Origin of the sequence: Azonexus sp. R2A61 (assembly GCF_021401135.1) — a bacterium.
In the GTDB taxonomy this organism is placed as follows: Bacteria; Pseudomonadota; Gammaproteobacteria; order Burkholderiales; family Rhodocyclaceae; genus Azonexus.
Genome location: NZ_JACBFO010000005.1, coordinates 213,291 through 236,501 on the forward strand (window position 1 = coordinate 213,291; position 23,211 = coordinate 236,501).

At 63.7% G+C, this 23,211-nt stretch carries 22 protein-coding genes; 10 read left to right on the forward strand and 12 right to left on the reverse strand.

Annotated elements, in window-relative coordinates; all coding sequences use genetic code 11:
• Window positions 1-203 precede the first annotated feature (203 nt).
• The 10 genes from L0962_RS16385 to L0962_RS16430 all read left to right on the forward strand — a co-directional run bounded on the left by L0962_RS16385 (window position 204) and on the right by L0962_RS16430 (window position 13,216).
• Entirely contained in the window at window positions 204-869 is a 666-nt protein-coding gene (locus L0962_RS16385) for a PepSY-associated TM helix domain-containing protein (protein ID WP_234087547.1), read from the forward strand.
• 19 nt (window positions 870-888) lie between these two features.
• Complete coding sequence (locus tag L0962_RS16390) at window positions 889-1,407, forward strand: DUF2271 domain-containing protein (RefSeq protein ID WP_234087548.1); 519 nt, start codon at window positions 889-891, stop codon at window positions 1,405-1,407.
• Window positions 1,408-1,423: 16 nt separating this feature from the next.
• Window positions 1,424-2,254, forward strand: a complete 831-nt coding sequence (locus L0962_RS16395; protein WP_234087549.1) for a DUF4198 domain-containing protein — start codon at window positions 1,424-1,426, stop codon at window positions 2,252-2,254.
• A 19-nt stretch (window positions 2,255-2,273) separates the two neighbouring features.
• A complete protein-coding gene (locus tag L0962_RS16400; RefSeq protein WP_234087550.1) occupies window positions 2,274-3,611 on the forward strand; it encodes a sulfite reductase subunit alpha in 1,338 nt (445 codons plus the stop codon).
• Between the two features lie 182 nt (window positions 3,612-3,793).
• Window positions 3,794-6,067, forward strand: coding sequence for a catecholate siderophore receptor Fiu (locus tag L0962_RS16405; RefSeq protein ID WP_234087551.1), 2,274 nt, complete (start codon window positions 3,794-3,796; stop codon window positions 6,065-6,067).
• Window positions 6,068-6,308: 241 nt separating this feature from the next.
• The gene (locus tag L0962_RS16410; protein ID WP_234087552.1) at window positions 6,309-8,564 is read left to right on the forward strand and encodes a catecholate siderophore receptor Fiu; all 2,256 of its coding nucleotides are present in this window, start codon (window positions 6,309-6,311) and stop codon (window positions 8,562-8,564) included.
• A 73-nt stretch (window positions 8,565-8,637) separates the two neighbouring features.
• Window positions 8,638-9,315 carry a Fe2+-dependent dioxygenase gene (locus L0962_RS16415; RefSeq protein WP_234087553.1) on the forward strand — a complete coding sequence of 226 codons (678 nt, stop codon included), beginning with the start codon at window positions 8,638-8,640 and terminating at the stop codon, window positions 9,313-9,315.
• Between the two features lie 14 nt (window positions 9,316-9,329).
• The gene (locus tag L0962_RS16420) at window positions 9,330-10,433 is read left to right on the forward strand and encodes an alpha-hydroxy acid oxidase (protein WP_234087554.1); all 1,104 of its coding nucleotides are present in this window, start codon (window positions 9,330-9,332) and stop codon (window positions 10,431-10,433) included.
• 123 nt (window positions 10,434-10,556) lie between these two features.
• Window positions 10,557-12,719, forward strand: coding sequence for a TonB-dependent siderophore receptor (locus tag L0962_RS16425; RefSeq protein ID WP_234087555.1), 2,163 nt, complete (start codon window positions 10,557-10,559; stop codon window positions 12,717-12,719).
• Window positions 12,716-13,216 (forward strand): hypothetical protein, encoded by a 501-nt coding sequence (locus tag L0962_RS16430; RefSeq protein ID WP_234087556.1) that lies wholly within the window; start codon window positions 12,716-12,718, stop codon window positions 13,214-13,216. The genes L0962_RS16425 and L0962_RS16430 overlap by 4 nt, the downstream gene beginning before the upstream one ends.
• 10 nt (window positions 13,217-13,226) lie before the next feature.
• On the opposite strand, the gene L0962_RS16435 is transcribed toward L0962_RS16430, so the two are convergent.
• The 12 genes from L0962_RS16435 to L0962_RS16490 form a co-directional block, all read right to left on the reverse strand.
• The gene (locus L0962_RS16435; protein WP_234087557.1) at window positions 13,227-13,430 is read right to left on the reverse strand and encodes a (2Fe-2S)-binding protein; all 204 of its coding nucleotides are present in this window, start codon (window positions 13,428-13,430) and stop codon (window positions 13,227-13,229) included.
• A 211-nt stretch (window positions 13,431-13,641) separates the two neighbouring features.
• Window positions 13,642-14,124, reverse strand: a complete 483-nt coding sequence (gene bfr / locus L0962_RS16440; RefSeq protein WP_234087558.1) for a bacterioferritin — start codon at window positions 14,122-14,124, stop codon at window positions 13,642-13,644.
• A gap of 10 nt (window positions 14,125-14,134) precedes the next feature.
• Complete coding sequence (bfr, locus tag L0962_RS16445; RefSeq protein ID WP_234087559.1) at window positions 14,135-14,620, reverse strand: bacterioferritin; 486 nt, start codon at window positions 14,618-14,620, stop codon at window positions 14,135-14,137.
• A gap of 180 nt (window positions 14,621-14,800) precedes the next feature.
• Window positions 14,801-15,043, reverse strand: a complete 243-nt coding sequence (locus L0962_RS16450; protein ID WP_234087560.1) for a ferrous iron transport protein A — start codon at window positions 15,041-15,043, stop codon at window positions 14,801-14,803.
• Window positions 15,044-15,053: 10 nt separating this feature from the next.
• Window positions 15,054-16,994, reverse strand: coding sequence for a ferrous iron transport protein B (gene feoB, locus L0962_RS16455; protein WP_234087561.1), 1,941 nt, complete (start codon window positions 16,992-16,994; stop codon window positions 15,054-15,056).
• Window positions 16,995-17,004: 10 nt separating this feature from the next.
• Window positions 17,005-17,556, reverse strand: coding sequence for a TlpA family protein disulfide reductase (locus L0962_RS16460; RefSeq protein ID WP_367398036.1), 552 nt, complete (start codon window positions 17,554-17,556; stop codon window positions 17,005-17,007).
• The gene (locus L0962_RS16465) at window positions 17,502-19,661 is read right to left on the reverse strand and encodes a TonB-dependent siderophore receptor (RefSeq protein ID WP_234087563.1); all 2,160 of its coding nucleotides are present in this window, start codon (window positions 19,659-19,661) and stop codon (window positions 17,502-17,504) included. Before L0962_RS16465 ends, L0962_RS16460 begins: the two co-directional genes overlap by 55 nt.
• Before the next feature lie 63 nt (window positions 19,662-19,724).
• Window positions 19,725-20,147: a biopolymer transporter ExbD gene (locus L0962_RS16470; protein ID WP_234087564.1), complete on the reverse strand. Its 423-nt coding sequence runs from the start codon at window positions 20,145-20,147 to the stop codon at window positions 19,725-19,727.
• Window positions 20,148-20,149: 2 nt separating this feature from the next.
• Window positions 20,150-20,893, reverse strand: a complete 744-nt coding sequence (locus L0962_RS16475; protein ID WP_234087565.1) for a MotA/TolQ/ExbB proton channel family protein — start codon at window positions 20,891-20,893, stop codon at window positions 20,150-20,152.
• A gap of 1 nt (window position 20,894) precedes the next feature.
• Complete coding sequence (locus L0962_RS16480) at window positions 20,895-21,521, reverse strand: energy transducer TonB (RefSeq protein ID WP_234087566.1); 627 nt, start codon at window positions 21,519-21,521, stop codon at window positions 20,895-20,897.
• 115 nt (window positions 21,522-21,636) lie between these two features.
• Window positions 21,637-21,813: a hemin uptake protein HemP gene (gene hemP / locus L0962_RS16485; protein ID WP_234087567.1), complete on the reverse strand. Its 177-nt coding sequence runs from the start codon at window positions 21,811-21,813 to the stop codon at window positions 21,637-21,639.
• 43 nt (window positions 21,814-21,856) lie between these two features.
• Window positions 21,857-23,182, reverse strand: a complete 1,326-nt coding sequence (locus L0962_RS16490) for a DUF2325 domain-containing protein (protein WP_234087568.1) — start codon at window positions 23,180-23,182, stop codon at window positions 21,857-21,859.
• Window positions 23,183-23,211 lie beyond the last annotated feature (29 nt).

Below are 23,211 nucleotides of genomic sequence, written 5' to 3' on the forward strand. Positions count from 1 at the left end.
AGGGCGCGTGCCGCAAGGTCCGCGCCCTTTTTCATGGGCGCGCGGCAGTTGACCGCAGCGACCGGAATTACATTTTGTTACGCGGCGATTGCGAACCATTATCAGTTATACTCAGCATCAGCCAGCCGTTCCGGTGCGCCGATTCCCTCCTGCGAATCGATGATGCCCGGGGCGCAGCCAAGATCGTTCCCCTTTTTTGAGCCATGGCGAAATCCCACTCTCTCCCGCTTGCCGACGTTGCGCGCCCGGTCGTTGCCGACCGCTCGGCGACCCTCAAACTGCTGCTGAAGATCCACTGGATCAGTTCGGCGCTGTGCCTGCTCGGCATGCTGCTGTTCAGCGTGACCGGCATCACGCTCAATCACGCCAGCCAGATCGAATCGACGCCAAAGATTGAGCGCCGGACGCTGGCCGTTCCGGCGCCTTTGCTGGCGGAGCTGACCGCGCAGTCGCTGGTGCAGGACGGCAAGGAGGGGCCGCTGCCCGCCGCGGTGGTGCGCTGGGCCGCCGACAGTTTCCGTGCCCGCCTCGATGGCGTAAATGCCGAATGGTCCGCCGACGAGGTCTATGTCGCGTTGCCCAGACCGGGCGGCGATGCCTGGCTGCGCTTTGCGCTGGAAGACGCCGAAGCCGAATTCGAAGTGACCGACCGCGGCTGGATTTCCTGGCTGAACGATCTGCACAAGGGCCGCCATACCGGCGCCGTGTGGTCGTGGTTCATCGATATCTTTGCCGTTGCCTGTCTGCTCTTCTCGCTGTCCGGTCTGTGGGTGCTGAAGATTCACGCGGCGCGCCGGCACAGCACCTGGCCGCTGGTCGGCCTCGGCGTGCTGATACCCGTCCTGATTGCCTTGTTGTTCATTCACTGATTTTTGGGGGATAAATCCGATGAAGTGTCGTTCCGGTCTTGTCATGGCGCTTGCGCTGACCGCCTTGCCCGCGGCCGCCGCCGAGCTGTCCGTCCGTCTTGAACTGCCGCAGCTGCAGGTCGCCGAATACCATCGGCCATACATCGCGATGTGGCTCGAGCGTACCGACCAGTCGGCGCCGATCACTCCCTTGAACGTCTGGTACGACCAGAAGAAGAAGGACAACGGCGGCACCAAGTGGCTGAAGGACATGCGCCAATGGTGGCGCAAGGGCGGCCGCGACATGCAGACGCCGCTGGATGCGGTGACCGCGGCCACGCGGGCGCCGGGCGTGCACAACCTGAGCTTCACCGCCGGCAAGGCACCGCTCGGCAACCTGGCTGCCGGCGAATACCTGCTGATGGTCGAAGCTTCCCGCGAAGCCGGTGGTCGCGAAGTGGTCCGCGTGCCGCTGAGCTGGCCGCCGAAGGCTGCGCAAAGCGCTTCTGCCAAGGGGCAGGAAGAGCTGGGTACGGTTACCGTTCAATTGAAGCCCTGATCCGAGGAGAGACACCGTGAAGCGTTTCAACCTGACCCTGGCCGCCATCGCGCTGGCCGCTTGTCTGCCGCTTTCCGCCCACGCCCATCGAGGCTGGATGGCCCCCAACGTCGCCGAAGTCGAGGGCAAGGAGCCGTGGGTGACCATACACGGCGCGATCTCAGAAGACCTGTTCGTGGCCGATCATCGCGCGCTGGCGCTGGACAAGCTGATCGTGCTCGGCCCGGACGGCAAGACCCTGAAGCCGGAAAACCTGCGCGCCGGCCAGCAACTGGCCAGTGCCGACCTGAAACTCGTCCAGCCCGGTACCTACAAGATTTCGCTGCTCAGCGAATCGGCGATGGCCAGCTACAAGCTGAAGGGCGAGACGAAGCGCTGGCGCGGTTCGCCGGAGGCGATGGCCAAGGAGATTCCGGCCGGTGCCGAAGACCTGCAGGTGACGACGACCTACGGCCGGATGGAAACCTACGTGACGGCCAACGACGCCAGCGATGCCGTGCTCAAGCCGGTCGGCAAGGGGCTGGAAATCCTGCCGCTGGATCACCCGACCGGTCTGATGACCGGCCAGAAGACGCGTTTCCGCGCCTTGCTCGACGGCAAACCCTTGCCCGGCCTGACGGTTGGCGTGGTGCCCGGCGGCGTGCGCTATCGCGGCGTGTTGAAGGAGTTTGCCGTGACGTCGGATGCCAAAGGCGAATTCACCGTGACCTGGCCGATGGCGGAAATGTACTGGCTGAACACCAGCTACCCGCCGCGCGCCCCGGCCCCGGCCGAAGGCCAGCCGCGGCCGGCGCCGGCCAAGGAGCGGTTCAGCTACTCGGCGACTTTCGAAGTCCTGCCGGAGTAAGCGGACGCCTCCTGTTTTCGTGCTGTCCCTGGATCCTTCCCGCTGGCTGGCGGTCGGGCTGGCGCTCGCGGCTTACGCGGCCGTCTGCCTGATCGCCTGGCGTGCCGCGCGGCGGCACACGGTGGCCGTTGCTGCGGTCGACGACTGCTGGCAGATCGTTTTCGCCAGCCAGACCGGCAACGCCGAAACGATTGCCCTGCAATCGGCGGCCGCGCTGCAAAAGGCCGGCATCGCCGCCTGTTGCTATCCGCTCAACCAGCTCGACGACGAGCGACTGGTTGCCGGCGGCTGCTTCCTGTTCGTCGTCAGTACGGCCGGCGAAGGCGATGCGCCGGACAACGCCGCCCGTTTCGCCCGCGACTGCCTGCCCGAATCGCTGGCCCTGGCGCGGGTCGACTACGGGCTGCTGGCGCTGGGCGACCGCAACTACGCCCATTTCAACGCTTTCGGCCGACGGCTCGACGACTGGCTGGAAGCGGCCGGCGCCCGTCGGCGTTTCGACCGCATCGAGCTCGACGGCTGCGACGCCGAGGGACTGGCGCACTGGCAGCATCAGCTACTCCGGCTGGCCGGCACGACCGCCTTCGTGGCCTGGGAAACGGCTGATTTTTCGCCGTGGACGCTGGTCGACCGCAAGCAGCTCAATCCCGGCAGCCAGGGCCGGCCGGTGCATCGTCTGCACCTGCGGCCCTCCGCCGGACTGCCGGACTGGGCGGCCGGCGATCTCGCCCAGATCGTGCTGCCGGCCGAGCCGGAACGGCCGCGCGAGTATTCCATCGCGTCGTTGCCGGCCGATGGCGGCATCGCATTGCTGGTGCGCCAGCATGTCCGCGAAGACGGCAGCGAAGGGCTGCTGTCGAGCCATCTCTGCCGCTACCTGCAACCGGGCGAAAGCGTCGAACTGCGCATCCGGCCGCACCCGGGCTTCCGTCTCGGCGCCAACGGGGAAAGGCCGCTGATCCTGATCGGCAACGGTGTCGGGCTAGCCGGTCTGCGTGCGCTGCTCGCCGAACGCGTGGCCTGCGGTCGACACGACAACTGGCTGATTTTCGGCGAGCGCAATGCGGCACACGATGCCTTGCTGGCCGATGAACTGGAGGCCTGGCAACGCGCCGGGCAACTGCGTTGCACCACGGTGTTTTCGCGCGACGGTGGTGCGTTGCGCTATGTGCAGGACGTGCTCCGGCACGAGGCCGAAGCCCTCCGGGAGTGGATCGGGCGAGGGGCCGCGATCTACGTCTGCGGCAGCCGCGCCGGCATGGGCGAAGCCGTCGATCGGACGCTGGCCGACATTCTCGGCCGTCAGGGCCTGGACGAACTGGCCGACGCCGGCCGCTATCGCCGCGACGTTTTCTGATCGTTCCTGCTGTCGCAAATCTGCAACAGGTTTTGTGACGGACTGTTGCAAATTATTGCAATGCTTTTGAGAATTGTTATCATTCGTGTGTAAGTTCATGTAGCCAGCCATCTGCACCGTCTCCGCGACGGCGACGTGGAACGCCAGCCAGTTTTCTTCACCGAAATAAGGATAACGTTCCCATGGCCCATATCCGTAGCCGTAAACACCCCGCTCCCTCGCATCTGCTGGCCTTGATGGCCGCCGCCATCCCTGTTGCGGTCCACGCCCAGGAAGCGGAAAAAACCCTGCCGGCGATGACCGTCAAGGCCGATGCCGACGTGCCGTACAAGGCCGAGAAATCGGCGAATACCAAGTTCACGCAACCGCTGGTCGACACGCCGCAGACGGTGCAGGTCATCCGCAAGGAAATCCTGCAGGAGCAGGGGGCGGCGACGTTGATGGAAGCGCTGCGCAACACGCCGGGCATCACCATGCAACTCGGCGAGAACGGCAATACCGCGGCGGGCGATACTTTCCAGATGCGCGGCTTCTCGACCCAGACCTCGACTTTTGTCGACGGTATCCGCGATCTCGGCGCGGTGACCCGCGACGTGTTCAACCTGGAACAGGTCGAAGTGGTCAAGGGGCCGGCCGGCAGCGATATCGGCCGCGGTTCGCAGTCCGGCTACATCAACCTGATTTCCAAATTGCCGCAGGCCGGCGACATCAACAGTGCGTCGGTGTCGGTCGGTACCGACAACTACAAGCGCCTGACCGCCGATCTGAACAAGCAGATCGGCGATGGCGTGGCCCTGCGCCTGAATGTCATGGGGCAGGATGCCGACGTGGCCGGCCGCGATTACGTGAAGAACAAGGGCTACGGCATTGCGCCGGCCATCGCCCTGGGGCTCAACTCGCCCACCCGCTTCTACCTGTACTCGCAACACTTGCGCCAGGACAACGTGCCGGACGGCGGCATCCCGTCGATCGGCATGCCGGGTTACTTCCATGCGATTGCGGAGGTTCGTGACGGTGCGAAAGTCAATCGCGAAAACTACTACGGTAGCAAGAACGACTACGAAAAAATCGATGCCGACATGGTTACCGCCAAGTTCGAGCACGATCTGGGCGGCGGCAGCACCGTGCGCAACATCACCCGCTACGGCCGCAACAAGATCGATCGCGTACTGACCGGCGTGATGACGATTGCCACCCCGACTCCTGCCGATCCGTCGACCTGGACCCTGAGTCGTTCCCGTCAGCGGGTCGATCAGGAAAACGAGATCCTGGCCAACCAGACCAGCCTGAACAGCGAGTTCTCGACCGGTTTCATCAAGCATTCGCTGGTCGCCGGCCTGGAACTGATGTACGAACGCCAGAAGTCGCGGACTTTCGCCACGATGGCGCAGACGATCAACGGCGTGGCGTATGCGGCGATCAACAACCCGGTGGCCAATCTCTATTCGCCGAATGCCGACGACGATCTGGGCATCCCCTATGCGACCGGCGCCTATGTCGACGGCAAGTCGCTGACCACGGCCTTGTATCTGTTCGACAATCTGAAGTTTTCCGAACGCTTCATGCTCAACGGCGGTTTGCGCTTCGAGCGTTATCGGGTCTCCACCGACGGGCGGACGCTGGTGACTGGCGGAGCCAACGGCAACCAGGCGATTTACCCGGGCTACGCGGTCGGCCAACTGGCACCGGACAACATCGAGGCGTCCGACAACCTGTTCAGCTGGAAGCTGGGCGCGGTGTACAAGCCGGCCAGCAACGGCAGCCTCTATGCCGCCTACGCCAGATCGCTGACGCCGCCGGGCAGCAGCAATTTCCAGCTGGCGGCTTCGAGCAGCAATCAAAGCAACGCGGCGATGGATCCGCAGGAAACGGTCAATATCGAACTCGGTACCAAGTGGGAACTGCTGGAAAAGCGCTTGAACGTCAGCACGGCGCTTTATCGCACCGAGAACGACAAGCAGGTGACGCTGGTCGATGCGGTGACCAATACCTATGCGCAGGTCGGCAAGACCCGGGTCGATGGCATCGAGCTTTCGGCGGTTGGCCAGATCACCAATTTCTGGCAGATTTCGGCCGGTGTCGCCAAGATGAAGACCAAGCAGCTCAGCATGAGCAATGCCGATGCGGTGCGCTGGTCGCCCGATCTGACGGCAACCTTGTGGACGTCCTACACGCTGGGTGATTTCACGCTCGGTGGCGGCGTTCGTTACGTCTCGGAACAGAAGCGCGTGATCAACCCGGCGACGCCGCTGGCCACGCAAGCCATGCCGAAGATTCCGTCCTACTGGGTGGCGGACATGATGGCCGCTTACAAGGTCAACAAGTTCGTCAATCTGCGACTGAACGTCTACAACCTGTTCGACAAGGAATACATCAATACTTTGAACAACGGCGGCGCCCGGATCACTTTGGGCGCACCGCGAACTGCTGTCCTGTCGGCCAATTTCCAGTTCTGAGCTCGCTTTCCCGCAGGAACGGCCCGCCCCTGGCGGGCCGTTTTCCGTGTACGGGTTGCATCCATGCAACGTCCGGGCGGGCCGAGTTCCCGGTTTTTGTGCCCCAATGTTGTAATCCGTGTTGAGAGTCAATATCATGTGCAATTGCAACAACTTGTAGCCAGCCATCTGGAAAGCGGCCAGCCAACCGGAAAGCCAGCCAACGTTAAAGATAATGACCTGTAACGAGGATGAGTTTTCCATGGCCCACATTCGCAGTCGCAAACACCCTGCTCCGTCGCATCTACTGGCCCTGATGGCCGCGGCGATGCCGGTTGCGGTCCACGCCCAGGAAGCGGAAAAAACCCTGCCGGCGATGACCGTCACCGCCGATGTCGATGTTCCCTTCAAGGCCGAGAAGTCGGCAAACACCAAGTTCACGCAGCCGCTGCTCGATACGCCGCAGACGGTTCAGGTGATCAAGAAGGAAATCCTGCAGGAGCAGGGCGCGGCGACGCTGATGGAAGCGTTGCGCAATACCCCGGGCATCACCATGCAACTGGGTGAAAACGGCAATACCGCGGCGGGCGACGCATTCAGCATGCGCGGTTTCTCGACCGAAGGTGCGACCTTCGTCGATGGCATCCGCGATCTCGGTGCGGTGACGCGCGACGTGTTCAACGTCGAGCAGGTCGAAGTGGTCAAGGGGCCGGCCGGCAGCGATATCGGTCGCGGTTCGCAGTCCGGTTACATCAACCTGATTTCCAAGCTGCCGCAGGCCGGTGACATCAATAGTGCCTCGGTGGCCGTGGGCACTGACGAATACAAGCGGATCACTGCCGACCTGAACAAGCAGGTCGGCGACAACCTGGCGTTCCGGCTCAACGTCATGGGTCAGGATGCCGACGTTGCCGGGCGGGATTACGTCCACAACCGCAGTTTCGGCGTCGCGCCGTCGCTGGCCTGGGGCCTGAACTCGCCGACCCGCTTCTACCTGTTCTCGCAGCACGTCCGACAGGACAACGTGCCGGACGGCGGCATTCCGACCGTCGGCATGCCCGGGTTCTACAATGCGATCGACGAGGTGCGCGGTGCGCCGAAGGTCGATCGCGAGAATTTCTACGGCAATCACCGCGATTACGAAAAGGTCGACGCCGACATGGTGACGGCCAAGGTCGAACATGATTTCGGCGGCGGCACGGTGTTGCGCAACGTCACGCGTTACGGCCGGACCAAGATGGATCGCCGTCTGACCGGCATCAACGCCATCACCGCCGCCAATCCGGCCGACCCTTCGAGCTGGGTGGTGGCCCAGACGCGCCAGGGGATCGACCGGCTCAACGAGATCGCTGCCAACCAGACCAGCCTGAACATGGAGTTCAATACCGGTGCGATCACCCACACGCTGGTGACCGGTCTGGAGTTCATGTACGAGCGGCAGCGCGACGACAACTTCTGTACGACCAAGGGCGGTACCCGCAACAACTGTCTGACGGCGCAGACCCTGGTCGCGCCCACCATCAACCTGTATGCGCCGAATCCGGCTGTCGAACTGAGCGAGTTGCAGAAAACCGGCGCCTATACCGACGGCAATACCACGACCGCGGCGCTGTACGCCTTCGACACGCTGAAACTGTCGGAGCGCTGGATGCTCAGTGGCGGCGTGCGTTTCGAGCGTTACCGCACGAGCACCGAGAGCGCCACCGTGACGGCGGCCGGTGCGCTGGTCCAGAACGACAATCTGCGCGTTTCCGACAACCTGTTCAGCTGGAAGCTCGGCGCGGTCTACAAGCCGGCGACCAACGGCAGCATCTACGCTGCCTATGCCAAATCCCTGACGCCGCCGGGCAGCGCCAGTTTCGCGCTGTCGAGCTCGGCGAGCAGTGCCAACGGCACCGACATGAAGGCGCAGGAAACGGTGAACATGGAACTCGGTACCAAGTGGGAACTGCTCGACAAGCGTCTCAACGTCAGTTCGGCGATCTACCGTACCGAGAACGAAAACCAGGTTTCGCTGGTCGACGCGGTGACCAACACCTACGCGCAGCAAGGCAAGACCCGCGTCGACGGCATCGAACTGTCGGCGGTCGGCCAACTGACCAATTTCTGGCAGGTTTCGGCCGGCGTCGCCCGCATGTGGACCAAGCAATTGAGCCAGTACGGCACCGCCGGTGTTCAAAGTTCCGGTGTGCGTTGGGCGCCGGACCTGACGGCAACCTTGTGGTCCTCCTACACGCTGGGCGATTTCACGCTCGGCGGCGGCGTGCGTTATGTGTCGGAGCAGAAGCGAGTGGTTACCGACGGCACCAACCTGGCCACCGAGAACATGCCGAAGATTCCGTCCTACTGGGTCACCGACCTGATGGCCGCCTACAAGGTGAGCAAGAACCTCAACCTGCGCCTGAACGTGTATAACCTGTTCGACAAGGAGTACATCAGCACCTTGAACAACAGCGGCGCACGGGCCACGCTGGGCGCGCCGCGGACGGCGATCCTGTCCGCCAACTTCCAGTTCTGAGCGGGGTCGGACCGGTATCCGATAAAACACGGCCCGCCAGCGCGCGGGCCGTGCGCATTTGAAAGGAGTCGATATGCTGTTGCACATACCCGGCGTGTTGTCCCGGGAGGAAGTGGCGGAGATTCGCGACACGCTGGCGCGCGAAGGCTGGGTCAGCGGTCTGCAGACCTCCGGCGCGCAGGCGGCCAACGTCAAGCAGAACCAGCAGTTGTCGGTCGAATCGCCGGTGTACGGCGCGCTGTCGAAAAAAGTCGCCGATGCCTTGCGGCGTCACCCGATGTTCGTTTCGGCGGCGCTGCCCAAATACATCCTGCCGCCGATGTTCAATCGTTACGAGAACGGCGGCCATTACGGCAATCACATCGACAACGCGATCCAGACCGACCGTTTCAGCGGCCAGCAGATTCGTACCGACGTGTCGACCACCGTCTTTCTCAGCGAGCCGGAGGAATACGAGGGCGGCGAGCTGATTGCCGAAGATAGCTACGGCTGCCACGAGGTGAAGCTGGCGGCCGGCGATGCGATCGTCTATCCATCGACCAGCCTGCACCGCGTCGAACCGGTGACCCGGGGGGCGCGTATCGCTTCCTTTCTGTGGACGCAAAGCCTGGTGCGCGATCCGTGGAAGCGGGCGATGCTGTTCGAGCTCGACATGACCATCCTGAAGCTGCGCAGCGAGCAGGGCGACACGCCGGAGGTGGTGACCCTGACCGGTCATTACCACAAGCTGCTGCAACTCTGGGCCGAGTGAATCCTGCGGTCGACATGAAAAATCCGCTAAAAACGCCGTTGACCGCAATCCCGCGCGACATCGTTGCCGCCTGCGACTACGAACGCGTCGCCCGTCAGCATCTCGACGACAACGCCTGGGCCTATCTGCAAGGCGCCGCGGCCGACGAGCTGACGGCCGCCGCCAATGTCGATGCCTTGGCCGCGCTGCCCTTGCTGCCGCGCATGCTGGCCGACGTTCGCGGCGGTCACACGCGCTGTTCGCTGTTCGGCGAGACGCTGGCGCATCCGGTCCTGCTGGCGCCGGTCGCCTACCAGAAGCTGTTCCATGCCGACGGCGAGAAAGCCACGGCGCTCGCCGCCGGCGCACTCGAGACGACGATGCTGCTCAGTTCGCTGGCGACGACGACGCTGGAAGCGGTGGCCGCGGCCGGCCAGGGGCCGAAGTGGTTCCAGCTGTACTGGCAGGGCGACCGTCAGGCGTCGCTGGCGTTGGTCCGGCGTGCCGAAGCGGCCGGTTACCGGGCCCTGGTGCTGACCGTCGATGCGCCGCTGGCCGGCATCCGCAACCGCGAGCAGCGCGCCGGTTTTGCGTTGCCGTCGGGGCTGGCTGCGGTCAACGTGCCGCAGCCGGCAAAAATCCCGCCGCCCGGTCCCGGCGCCAGTCCGGTATTCGACGGCATGATGGCCATCGCGCCGCGTTGGGACGACGTCGCCTGGCTGCTCGGCGAGACGCGTCTGCCGGTGTTGCTGAAGGGCCTGCTGCATCCGGCCGATGCGCGGCAAGCCGTCGGGCTTGGCGTGCATGGTCTGATCGTCTCCAATCATGGCGGTCGCGTACTTGATACCGTGCCGACGTCGATCGACGCCTTGCCGGCGATCCGGGCTACGGTCGGCGCCGGTTTCCCGTTGCTGCTCGATGGCGGCATCCGGCGCGGCAGCGATGTGTTCAAGGCGATTGCGCTGGGGGCGTCGGCGGTGCTGGTCGGGCGTCCCTACGTGCATGCGCTGGCCGTTGCCGGCGCACTGGGCGTTGCCCACCTGATCCGCATCTTGCGCGAGGAGCTGGAAGTGACGATGGCGCTGTGCGGTTGCCGGACGCTCGCCGACATCACGCCGGCGCATGTGCTGAGCGCGTGAAAACCAGCCTTGCCGTTGGCCAAATGTAAAACCTATTTCCATTTGTAACGGCAAGGTTCGGCAGCCCCGGGCCGCTGCTAGCATTCGCTCCAATCAATAATCAATCCTAATACTGGGGGTCCCATGGCGGGTTTGGGGAAATCGCGCGCGGCGGCCGGGCAGCGCCTGGCGGGCGCGTGTGCGTGCTGGCTGCTGGTCGGCCCGGCGGCGGCGCAGGAAGTGCTCGAACTGTCCGAGGTCAAGGTAACGGCAAAGGCCGAAACGGCGCAGGAAATCCGGCGCAATGCGTCTGCCGGAAAAATCGTTTATGGTCGTGAAGACTTGGAAACGCTCGATGCCGCCAGTCTCGGCGAATTGCTCGGCAAGCTGCCGGGAACCGGGATGTTCGCCGATCCGGACAACAGCCCGCGTGGCCGCGGGCGCGGCCCGGATCGCAACATGCCGCAGATCATGGTCGACGGCCAGGCCTTGCCGGGCGGCGGGCGCAATCCCGGCGCAGCGCTGCGTTTGCCGGTGGAACTGATCGAGCGCGTCGAAATCATTCGCAACAGCACTGCCGAATTCCCGGTGCTCAGCCCCGGTGGCGTGATCAACCTGATCCTGCGCGATGTGCCGAACAAGCAGGTACGCAGCGCCAAGGCCGGTGTCGGCGTCAGCAACGGCGAACCCAGCCTGCGCCTGGAAGGTCAGTATGGCGAGCCGGACGGCGGCCGTTTCGGCTATCTGCTGTCCGGGGCGATCAACAGCCGCAGCAACAAGGGCATCAACGATCGCGATTCGACCACCTACGCCGGCGGTGTGCCGACCGGTACGTTGAACGAGCATGCCGAACGCACGGGGCGCGACACCAACATCACGCTCAGTCCGCGTCTGAGCTGGCGCCTGGGCGAGACGCAGAAACTGACCATCTCGCCGTTCCTGACGTTTACCGAAAATGAGATGGATAGTGCGGTCGACCGCAACCAGAGCGGCGTTTCCAGCCGCGATCAGGACGACTCGACGACGCGCCGCAGTTCCGGTCGACTGTCCACGGAATGGAAAAACACCGCGCCCGGCGGGATCGAAACGACGGCCCGCCTGATGTTGCAGGGGGAGTACGAAGATGCCGACCGGCGCACCCGGCGCTACGACGGCGCCGGCGTGCTGACCTCGGCGACCGATGAAAAGACCACGCGCCGCGAGCAGGGCTGGATGGTCGATCTGAAGCGCAAGCAATTGTTCTTCGACAGCCATTTGCTGACCGGCGCGCTGGAATATCGCAGCGAGAATTCCGAGGACGAGCAACGCCGTGCCGGCAGCGTGGTTTCGGACAACCGGGCAACCCTGGACGAACGGCGCAAGGTGGCCTGGATCCAGGATGAATGGCAGTTGGCCGAACAGCACGTGCTGACCCCGGGGTTGCGCTGGCAGATGTTGAACACTGAAATCGAGGATAGCCAGTCGGGCAACATCGAGCGTTCGCATCGTTCGCTCGATCCCTCGCTGCACTACCTGTGGCAGGTCACGCCGCAATGGAACCTGCGGGCCAGCATCGCCCGCAACACCAAGGCGCCGAATACCCGCGAACTCACGCCCTATGCGCGTACGGCGAACGGCATCAACTCGTCGAGCAACCCGGACCGCGGCGGCAATCCGAATCTGGAACCGGAAACCCTGCGCAGCATCGAGGTCGGTGTCGAACATTTCCTCGGCGAGCGGGCCGGCACGATCGGCTTGTCGGCCTTCGACCGGCGCATCGAGAACTACACGCAACGCCTGGTGAGTTTCGACGGCGGCAGCGGCCGCTGGATCGAACGGCCGTACAACGTCGGCACCGCACAGTTGCGTGGCGCGTTGTTCGACTTCAAGAGCAAGCTGACGACCTTCAACCTGCCGACGCTGACCTTGCGCGGCAACCTGGCCTATACCGACATCACGATGCTGGAAAAGGTCGATGGCTTGGGTGCCGGCGAAGGGCCGCGCAAGAGCGCGAATATCGGCGTGGACTACGAGATTCCGTCGATGCGCCTGACTGTGGGCGGCAATTTCAGCTACCTGTCGGCGCTCGACCGCGAAAGCAGTGCCACGGTGCGACAGCAGCAGGCCGCCCGGCGCAATCTCGACCTGTATGCCCTGTACAAGATCGACCGCCAGTATGCGTTGCGCTTTTCGGCACAGAACGTGACCCGCGAAGCACGCAGCGGCTGGCTTGAGGAGACCGACGGCGCAGGCAATCTGCTGCGTACCGAAAGCGATCGTTCGCAGGGTTACGCGATGTACATGGTGACGCTGGAGGCCCGCTGGTGAACGGCCGGCGCGTTTTCGTCCGCCGGCTGGCTGCCGGCGGCTGCTTGGCCGCTATGGCTTGCCTGGGTGGCTGTGTCGGCAATGCGCCGCAACCGGTTTTCGTGCCGGTGGCGGCGCCCGGCCAAGTCACGCTGTACCTGTATCGAGAACGACAAGCCGCATTTGCCGGAACGATGCCGCTGGCCGAGCAGCCGCTGATCGTGGTGAACGGCAAGGCGCAGGGCACCTTGCCCTGGGGCGGCGTGCTGCGCGTTGTGGTACCGGCCGGCGACATCGCGGTCGTTGCCGGCGATGGGGAAGGCAGCCGCTGGGCATTCGGCAGGTTCGGCTATCACTTCGATGCGCCGGCCGATGCAGTTCGTTACCTGCGGCTGGAAATTCTGGAAAAAGTGCCCGACGAGGTTTCGCCAGGTTTGATGCGGCGCAACTGGGTGTCGCGTTTCCGCGAAACGACGTTGACCGAAGCCGCACCGCAGCTCGGCGCGACGCAGCCCTGATTTTTGCGGCTCAGGCGGCCATGCGAATCAGTTTGGCCGGCTTGCGCGGGGTACCGTGAACTTCCTTCAGGCACTCGTGGGCGCAGGTGGCGCAGCGCCCGCATTCGCTGGTGACGCCGAGATCGCGTCGCAGGTCCTTCAGGGTACGGGCGCCACCCTCCGCAGCTTCGCGAATCTGGCGATCGGTCACAGCCTGGCACACGCAAACGTACATTGGGTTCTCCGTGGAGAAGATTAATGCGAACAATTTGCATTCTATCGACTTGAGAATGAATGTCAATAGCGCTTGGTCGGCTGTCGACATGTCGACAAATCGTCGCGGTCGACCGTATTTCAGCAAGGAAAATGCCAGTCCGTCTTTCCGGCGGAGCCAATGAAAAAGCCGCGGAAATCCGCGGCTTTTTCAGCGCCGGCAAGGTGCAGGGTCAGCCTTCGCCAGGCTCCATGTGCGCTTGCAGGTAGTTCGGCAGCGTGACGTCCTCGATCAGGCTCTGCTGGGTTTCCAGCCAGTCGATGGCGCCTTCGCAATGTTCGAGCAGTTCCTCGAACAGTTCGCGGCTGACGTAATCCTGGAGTTCTTCGGCGAGTGCGATGGCTTCGATCAGCAGCGGGCGCTGGATGTCCCTTTCGTACTTGAGGTCGCCGGCCAGGCATTCGACGACGTTCTCGCCGATCAGCAGCTTGCCCAGGTTCTGCAGGTTGGGCAGGCCTTCGAGGAAGAGGATGCGCTCGATCAGTTCGTCGGCTTCCTTCATGACGCGGATCGACTGCTTGTACTGGTAGTCGTTGAGCTTTTCCAGGCCCCAGTTGCGGAACATGCGGGCATGCAGGAAATACTGGTTGATCGAGGTCAGCTCGTTCTTCAACACCTTGTTGAGGATGTCGACGATCTTCTTGTCACCTTTCATGGCGCGCTCCTCAGGCCGGGGTTCCGGAGCCCATCTGGCTCTGCAGGTAGTTTTCGACGCCGACCAGGCCGATCAGGCGAATCTGCTTTTCCAGATAGTAGGCGTGATCCATCTCGGTATCTTCGAGCTGGACCTTCAGCATGTCGCGGGTCACGTAATCCTGGGCCTTTTCGGCCGCCGTCATGGCCTTCTTCAGCTCGCCGACGACCTTGTATTCGACCTCGAGGTCGGACTTCAGCATCTCGGGAACATTCTTGCCGATCTTCAGCGCTTCGCGCTTGGAGAGGTCCGGCTTGCCTTCGAGGAAGAGGATGCGCTGAATCAGCGCACGGGCATGCTGGCGCTCGTGATCGGATTCGTGGATGGCTTTTTGCGCCAGTTCGTTGAGGCCCATGTCGGCGTACATCTCGCCGTGGATCAGGTATTGGTCGACGGCGGTTAGTTCGCCGGCGAGGAGACCGTTGAGGATCTCGATGATTTTCTTGTCGCCCTTCATGGCTTTTCTCCTGGAGTTTCGGGACGGCTGGCTGGCTGATGCGGCTGGCTGGCCCAGGCCCGGATTGTAGGGGGTTACGTCAGCGATTAGAAGGGCGGTTGTGAAAAAAGTTCTTTAATTACAATGAATTACGAACCGTTCTCATTTGTGTTTTTTGCTTGCCCGAGCAGCGCAGGCACTTCAGGCCGTGACCCAGATGTGGCGAGCCACACTGTGTTCGAGCGCCAGTTCGACCTCGTCGGCCAGGATGACGGTCATCGGTCTTTGCTGCAGGACCTTGAGCGGCCGGGATTCGGCCAGGCCGTAAGCGATCAGTTGCTCGCGCTGGTGGGCATCGATTTCCTGGCCCAGCGAAGCCAGCCGAACCTCCTTGCCGGGGGCAATGAAGGCCAGCGGCAGGCGGGCGTCGTGTGTCGGAGTCATGGGATTTTCCTTACCAGAGGGCACGCAGCAGGATGTTGAACAGACCGCCGACCAGAAAGGCGAACGGAACGATGACGGCAACCATTGCCGCGGCCGTTTTCATGCCCTGTTCCTTGACCATCATCATCAGGCTGGCAAAGCAGGGGATGAACAGCGTGATCGTGATCATGCCGACGACGGCCTGGATCGGATCCAGGTTCTGGGCCATCGCGAACAGGCCGGTGGCGCCGAAGTCGCGGCGCAGGAAGCCCATCACGAAGGCGGCCGAGGCTTCCTTCGGCAGGCCAAGCCAGCCGGAGACCAGCGGCTCGCCGGCCTGGATGATGGCTGGCAGTACGCCGAACTTGTCCAGCGAGAACATGATGAAGGTGCCGATCAGGAACAGCGGAATCACTTCGATCAGGTACCACTTCAGGCGGCCGCCGGTCTTCTTCAGCACGTTGCCGACGATCGGCAGGCGCATCGGCGGCAGTTCGGTGACCAGCGGGATGCGCCGGCCGGGAATCAGTCGGGCAGCCAGGAAACCGGCCAGCAGCAGCACGCCGACCATGGCCATGGCCCAGACCAGCACGGCGGTAAACGAGACGCCGCCGAGCATACCGAGGACGACGCCGAGCTGTGCCGAGCAGGGAATCGCCAAGGCCAGCAGGAAGATGCTGATCAGCCGCTCGCGCGGTGAATGCAGGATCCGCGTGGTCAGCGTGGCCATCGTCACGCAGCCCAGGCCGAGCACCATCGGCAGCACCGCGCGACCGTTGAGGCCGATCATCGCGAACAGCCGGTTGGCAATCACGGTCAACCGCGGCAGATAGCCGGAATCCTCAAGGATGCCGAAGGCGATGAAAAAGGTGGTGACGATCGGCAGGATCAGCGCCAGGGCGTAGGTCATGCCCATCGTCCACAAGCCGTACTGGCCGACCAGCATTTCTTGCAGCCAGGGCAGGTTGACCGCAGATTCGACGAAGTGCGTGAAGGCGGGGTTGAGCACCCCTTCGAAGAGGTCTTCCTCGAGCAGGCCGACCAGCGTGGTTGCGCCGAATACGCCGACGAATTCGTAGACCGCATAGAGCACGCCGAGCAGGATCGGCCAACCCCACAGCGGATGCACCACGGCCTGGCCAATACGCTGCGACAGCAGCGGGCTGCTGCGTACCGCCCTTTGGGTGACGCTGGCCGACAGGGCATCGGCGGCCTCGGTGCGTTCGCGGGCAAGCAGCGCCGGCAGCGGGCCGTCGGCGTGTTGTCGGGCGTTGTCGCGCAGAGCAGACAATTCGGCGAACTGTTCGCCGGCGGCATTCTTCAGCCAGGCGGCAACTTCGTCGTCGTCGCCCAGGAAGAGAATGGCCAGGCCGCGTGCCGCCAGGGTCGGGTGCGGCGCCAGACGGGCGATGGCCGCGGCGGTGGCGACGATGTCGGCTTCCAGATCGGCATCGTACTGGAGCAGGCGGTCGGGCACTGCAGCGCGGGTGATGCCGCCGGTCAGGTCGCCGATGCCTTCGCCGCCGGTGGCGACGGTGGCCAGTACCGGGATGGCGAGTTCTTCGCGCAACGCGTCGATGTCGACGGTAACGCCACGGGCAGTGGCTTCGTCGTGCATGTTGAGCGCCAGCACCATCGGCACGCCGAGCTCGGCGAGCAGCGCGGTCAGGGTCAGCGTGCGGCGCAGGTTCTTGGCGTCGCCGACCTGGACCAGCGTGCGCGTCGACTCGTTGAGCAAGGCACGGACCGTGGCCCGTTCGTCGTCGCTGCGCGACGGCAGCGCGAGGACGCCCGGGGTGTCGAGCAGCGTCAGCTGGGGATCGAAACGGGCGCTGGCCCGCGTCACTTCGACCGTCGTGCCCGGATAGTTCGAGACATTGACGTAGGCGCCGGTGAGGCGGTGGAAGAGCACGGATTTGCCGACGTTGGGGTGGCCGACCAGCAGGACGGCATCGAGATTTGTTGTAGTCATGTTTGCAGCTTCAGGTGAGACATTCTTGCAGGCGGTCGTGTAGCCACGGCCGGTCGATTTCTCCGGTTCGTCCGGCACAGCGTCGACGTTGCGGGTCGAGCACGACGGTATGGGGCAGGGCGCCGCTGCGGTTGCCGAAACGGGCGAGCAGGCCGCGTGCTTCGACCGGTCCGTGCAGCACGACGACCGGTGGCTGCAGTGCGCCGAGAATGGCGTCCGGAGCGGCGGTCGTTTCTGATGGCCGCTGCAGCGCGACGGTGATCACGCGCGCTTTGCCGCTGCGGGCCAGCTCAGCCAGGGCCGGCATCTCGCGCAGGCAGGGCGGGCAGTCGGCACGCCAGAAGTTGACGACGGTCGGTTGCGCCGGCAATTCGGAGAGTCTGACAAAACGCTTGCCGTCGGACAGTTCGAAATCGAGCGGCGTTTTTGCGGTCGACGGCAGGTCGACCGCAAAAACCGGGGCGGCGATCAGGCCGCTGCCGAGCAGGAGGTAGCGCAGGCGGCGCTTTACAGGATGAACTTGACGCCTCCATAAACGAAGCGGCCGCGATTCGGGCCCCAGATATGGGTGACATCGTAATTGCCGGCGCTATCGACCCAGAGCATGCTTTCGACGTCGGACTGCTTGAAGTCGAACAGGTTGTCGGCGCCGAGGAAGGCCGACCAGCGTTTGTCGAAGCGGTATTCGCCGCGCAGGTCGAAGACCCAGTAGGACGGGCTCATGCGCCGCTTTTCGGTACCGTCGAAGTTGTAACGCTGGTGGTTGTCGTAATCGTAGAAACGGGCCAGGTCCATCGGACCGGTCCAGGTGCCGCGGAGCATCCCGGTCCAGGCGCCGCTTTCGTAATCGAGACGGACGTAGGCACGGGTTTCCGGCCGGGCGAAGGCCAGCGTGCCCGGTTCGAAGAAGCGGTAGTTGTGACGCTCGCCGGCCAGCGTGCCGGTCAGCTCGGGCGTCAGCTTGTAGGTCATGGTCAGGTCGCCGCCGATAACCGTGACCGGTTCGCGGGCCGATGTGAATAACGTGATCGGCGCGCCGGTGCCCGGATCGGTGGCTCCGGCATCGATCATCGCCATGTTGCGAATCTTGTTGTAGTTCAACGAGCCGACCCAGGCCAGACGGTCGCCGGCGTACGAAAGTGCGTACGAGGCGTTGTCGGACACTTCGGCCTTGCTGATCTGGCGCACGATGCGCGAGGTATCGAGAATGCCGTGATCCTGTTCGAAGAACGAGGTCGGTGCCCGGAAGCCGCGACCGACGGCGAAACGGCTGTTCAGTTCGTGGTTGTGGTTCCACAGGACATTCAGGCGCGGGCTGGTGATGCCGCCAAAGACATTGTGATCGTCGTAGCGGATGGAACCGTTCACCTCCACGGTGCCGTCGAGGAAGGCCTGATAGGCTTGAACGAAGACGCCGGGCGTGCGGTATACGTAGTTGTCGATCCCGTCGTTCGGCGTGCCGTCGGCCATCCGGCCGGTACTGCTCAGGTCTTCGTAGCGGTAGGTGATGCCGGTGGTCAGCAGCATTTCGCCGAGCGGTTGCTGGCTGCTGGCTTCGAGGTAGTACTGGCTCTGCTCCGCCTTGTACAGGGCTTTTTCGTAGTAGGAGTCCTGCTTGTGTCGGGCGACACCGAGCGCAAAGCGCAGGTTGCCCTGGCCCAGCTTGCGGGTGGCGCTGGAAACGAACTGGCTGCGGTCGGTGAAGATGATTTCCGACATGCCGCCCCGGCCGTCGTTGTAGGGGATCAGCACCTGGCCGCCGGGCAGCAGGATGGGGTTCTGGCCGTCGGCTGCGGCCTGGGCGAAATTGCCGTCGGGGCGTATCCAGCCGCGGCTGTCCGGCGAGCCGTTCCGGCCGCCGCGCCAGTCGAATGGGTTGCCCGTTTCGTTGGCTTTGACGGCGCTGTAGTCGTCGCCCATCGCACCGCCCATCCGCTTTTCGCTGACGATGTCGAGTCGCCCCTTGATGTGGAAGCCGCCGATGTCGTCGAGGAAAAAGCCGATGCCGCCGAGATTGCGCTTGTAACCGGAGTATTCCGATACGCCGTTACCGTCGCCATCGACGGTGTCGTGGGCGTTGCGGTTGAAGTTTGCGGTCAACGCGCCGAACGCGAAGGTTTTGGCACCGAACAGGTCGGTATTCCAGTGTCCGTAGGAGCCGAGTTGCTGGACAGCAATGAATTCGTCCCTGGTCGGCCGGCGGGTGACGATGTTGACCGAACCGGCCAGCGCTTCGGGGGCGATCAGGCTGCTCCCGGCGCCGCGCGAGATGTCGATGCGTTCGACGCCGCCAAGGCTGACGCTGTCCAGGCCGTAGGCGGTGGAGACCGACGAAAAGATCGGAATGCCATCGATCAGCAGCGTTGTGTAGCGGCCGGGCAGGTTGTTGAGCACCACGTTGCGTACGTTGCAGATCGAGCATTCGGTCTGTACCGAAATCCCCGGCCGCTTGTCGAGCGCTTCGGTCAACATCGTCGCACCGGTTTTTTCCAGTTCGGCGGCACCGAGCGATTCGGTGGCAATGATCTCGTCGCGCAGCACCGGTTTGCTGCCTACCCCCTTGCCGGCGCCGACCGTGACTTCGCCCAGCAGCTTGTCGGCCCGGGCGGGGCCGGCAAAGGCGATGGCGATGAGCACTGCCAGTCTGGTGATCGTTTGTCCCGTCATCAAATTTTTGTTGAATGGCTTTTCATCAAAAATGCCAAGGCCGCCTCACGGCGGCCCTCCGGATCAGTTCGTCTCGCCTGGCTGCGTGACGAAACCGATCTTGCTGATGCCGGCCCGTCGGGCGGCGCTCATCGTTTCGGCGACCGTTTCGTAGCGGGTGACCTTGTCGGCCTTCAGGTGCAGTTCGACATTGGCGTCCTGCGCCACTGCGTCCCGGAAGCGGGCTTCCAGCGCGCTGCCGCTGATGGCATCGGCGCCGACATGGATGACGTTGTCGGCGGTGATCGACAGCTGCAGGGTCATCGGCTTCTCCGGCGTCGGCGTGCTCGACGCCCGCGGCAGGTCGACCTTGACCGAATGGGTCATCAGCGGAGCGGTGATCATGAAGATGATCAACAGGACCAGCATCACGTCGACCAGCGGCGTCATGTTGATCTCTGCGGTCGGCATCTGGCTGCCGGTGCCGTTGAAGCTGCCCATTGCCATGATCAGACCTCGGCGCTGGCGCGGGCGCGCATCGGGTGGATCTGGGCGCTGTTGGCAACCAGCGGCTTGCCGACGGTGAAGAAGGCGTGCAGATCGTGGGCGAAGGCGTCGAGATCGGCGAGGATCACGCGATTGACGCGAGTGAAGGTGTTATAGGCGAACACGGCGGGCAGCGCAACGGCCAGACCGGCGGCGGTCATGATCAGCGCTTCGCCGACCGGGCCGGCGATCTTTTCGAGTGCGGCCTGGCCGGTCATGCCGATTGCCACCAGTGCGTGGTAAATGCCCCAGACGGTACCGAACAGGCCGACGAAGGGGGCGGTGGCGCCGGTCGTGGCGAGGAAGGTCAGACCGTTTTCCATGTCGGCCTGGGTCACCGACAGTTGCTGACGCAGCGCGCGTTCCATCTGCTCCGACGGGTCGAAGCGCGAAGCCAGGCGGCCGGTCACCGTTTCGCAGTCATGATTGCAGCAGTTGGCCTGGGTGGCCAGTTGGGCATAAGGGCTGTCTTCGCCGGCTTCGCGCAGGCGCTCGATGCCTTCGGCAACACTGCCGGCCGCCCAGAAGCTCGGAACCGCCTTGGCGGCCTTGCGCAGGCGCCACCAGTCCCAGCCCTTGGCCAGGATCAGGTACCAGCTGGCGATCGACATCACGGCGATGAGGATGGCCACGGTATGGGAAATGGCATCGCCCTGGGCCCAGAGGTGGGCGAAGCCGAAGGCGTTTTCTTGGACGGTTTCCTGCATGCTATTGCTCCAATTTGAAAATAATGGGGACCAGTACCCAGCTCTGGATCGCGGTGTCTCCCCGCTTGGCCGGGATGAATTTCCAGTTGCGCACCGTCTTCAGCGCCGATTCGTCGAGGCGCGGACTGCCGGAAGAGGTGCGGATTTCGACGCTGTCGGCCGTACCTTGCGGGTTGACGGAGACGCGGAGAATGACCTTGCCTTCTTCGCCCATGCGCCGCGACAGGGCGGGGTAGGACGGCGCGGGGTTGCGCAGGTAATCGGCGTCGAAACGGGCCTGACTGACCGCCGGTGCCGCAGGGGCGGCAGGGGCCGGCGGGGCCGGTTCCGGCGGCGGGGCGACCGGTGCCGACGGGGCCGGAACGTCGCTGGTCGTTGTCTCGAGTTTCGGTGCCGGGGTCTTGGGGGCCGGCGTCGGTTTGTGTACCGGTTGCGGCTTGGCCATCGGCAATGGCTTGGCCTGTGGCGGCTGTTCTTCCTGGGCCGGGATCAGGTCAACGATCATCGGCAGTTCCATGATCTGGGGGGCGATCGTCTTGGCGGCCACGATCAGCAGGAAGATGCCGACATGCAGTCCGATCACGATGCCGAGCAGGCTGCTGCGCTGCGTCGAAGAGGGGCGGGACATTGCGTAACTCATGACTCTTTTCAGGTGTGTCCCGTGCTGCAGCCCGAAAAAACCCCTGGCTTGCTGGCGTCTGCTCGCTGGCTACGGGAACGAGATTTACAACGGAGAGAAAGTTTTACTTGGTCAGGATCAGTTTGTTTTCACGGGTCACGCGCAGCAGGTAACGCTGGCCGGCGTGGGCGATTTCCACCGTATTCGAACCGCGCAGTATGTCCTCACTGGCAATGCGGGGCAATGCACCGGCAGCAGCGTTCGAAGCGGTGGGCGGCACGGGTTTTGTCTGGCTGTTCATGAGGGTTTCGGGCAATGCAATCATCGACGGAGTCATTATTTAATTATTGAGAATTATTGTCAACAAGATTCATATTTGTGGTTATTTCGTGGTCGACCGTACAAGCCTGGCTGACCACCCGACCGAAACTGGTTACGCCGGCGCCACGCAGGAACAGACAGGTTTTGCCGGTACGTTTGCATTGCTCCTTGACCCGCCAATAGGCGTTGTGGCTGATGCAGCCGGCCTGGCAGATCACCAGATCGGCCGCTGCCAGGGCGCCGTCGATCCGGTGCAGGCTTTCCTCGAGTCCGCCGTCGTGGTGCAGGAAGCGGCCACCCATGCGTTCAACCAGTTGGCGGTAGGCGTCGATCGCGCCGGAACGACCGCCGACGCACAGTACGCTTTTGCCGCCCAGTTGCGTCATGGGCGGGGCGCTGTCCGGTTCTGCGTCGTTCGTGCTCTCCTGACAGGTGCGGGCATACTGCTCAATCATGGTTTCCGCGTGCTGCAGCAGCGCGCGCAGCCGTTCCGTTTCCTTTTCCCGTGCCGCGGCGTGAGCGCTGAGCGCGGCGCATCGCGCTTCGGCATCGCTGGCTCGACGGATCAGTGTCTGGCGATCGCTCAGATCGGGCAGGCTGTCGCGCAAACGTGACAGCTGGCTGGTCAGTTCGGCAATTTTTGCGTCCCTGCCGACGACATCGGCCCGCAATTCGGTGGTGCGTTGCGTGAGCACGAGGTTTTCCTGGGCGCGTTCGCTGCGCAAGGCTTCGTTTTCGTCGCGCAGCCGGGCGATTTCTTCGCGCAGGCTGCTTCGTTCGCTGCGCAAGGCGTTCAGGGTTTTCAGATCGGCCCGGGTACCGGTACCCACCTGGTGCTGAATCATGTGGATGTCGCCGTAAACCGTCTGCTCCAGCAGCTTGTCGCAAGCCGGATGACTCCAGGTCGCCCACAGGGCGCCGGGAATATCAGTACCGTCGCGACAGGCTTCCTGCCAGAGCGCCAGCAGCGCGTCACTTCGCTTGGCGCTGGCGAAGCGTCGGATCGTTGCCTGAAAGCGCTTTTCCAGTTGTTTCTGCAATAGTTCGGCCAACTGGCTGCGATTTTCGCAGGCACCCACGGCCGTGGTATGCAGCACGAAATCGGTGGTGTCGTGCGGCAGGTGCAGGACCTTGCGCATCAACGCGCGCAACTCGCCCACTTCGAAACAGGTGCCGACGATGGGACAGTGACACTTGTGTGCCACTTCCCACAATTTGCGGCGGCGTGAGCCCGACAGCGGCCTGTCGCCGCCGGAGGACTCGCTGGCGAGGGGGGCGTCAAACGGATTGAGCGGCTTGCGCGTCAACTCAAAACGTCCGCCGACGACATGGAAGGGAAAATCGGGCATGGGTCGCGGTCCTCAAAAAAGTGGCTGGC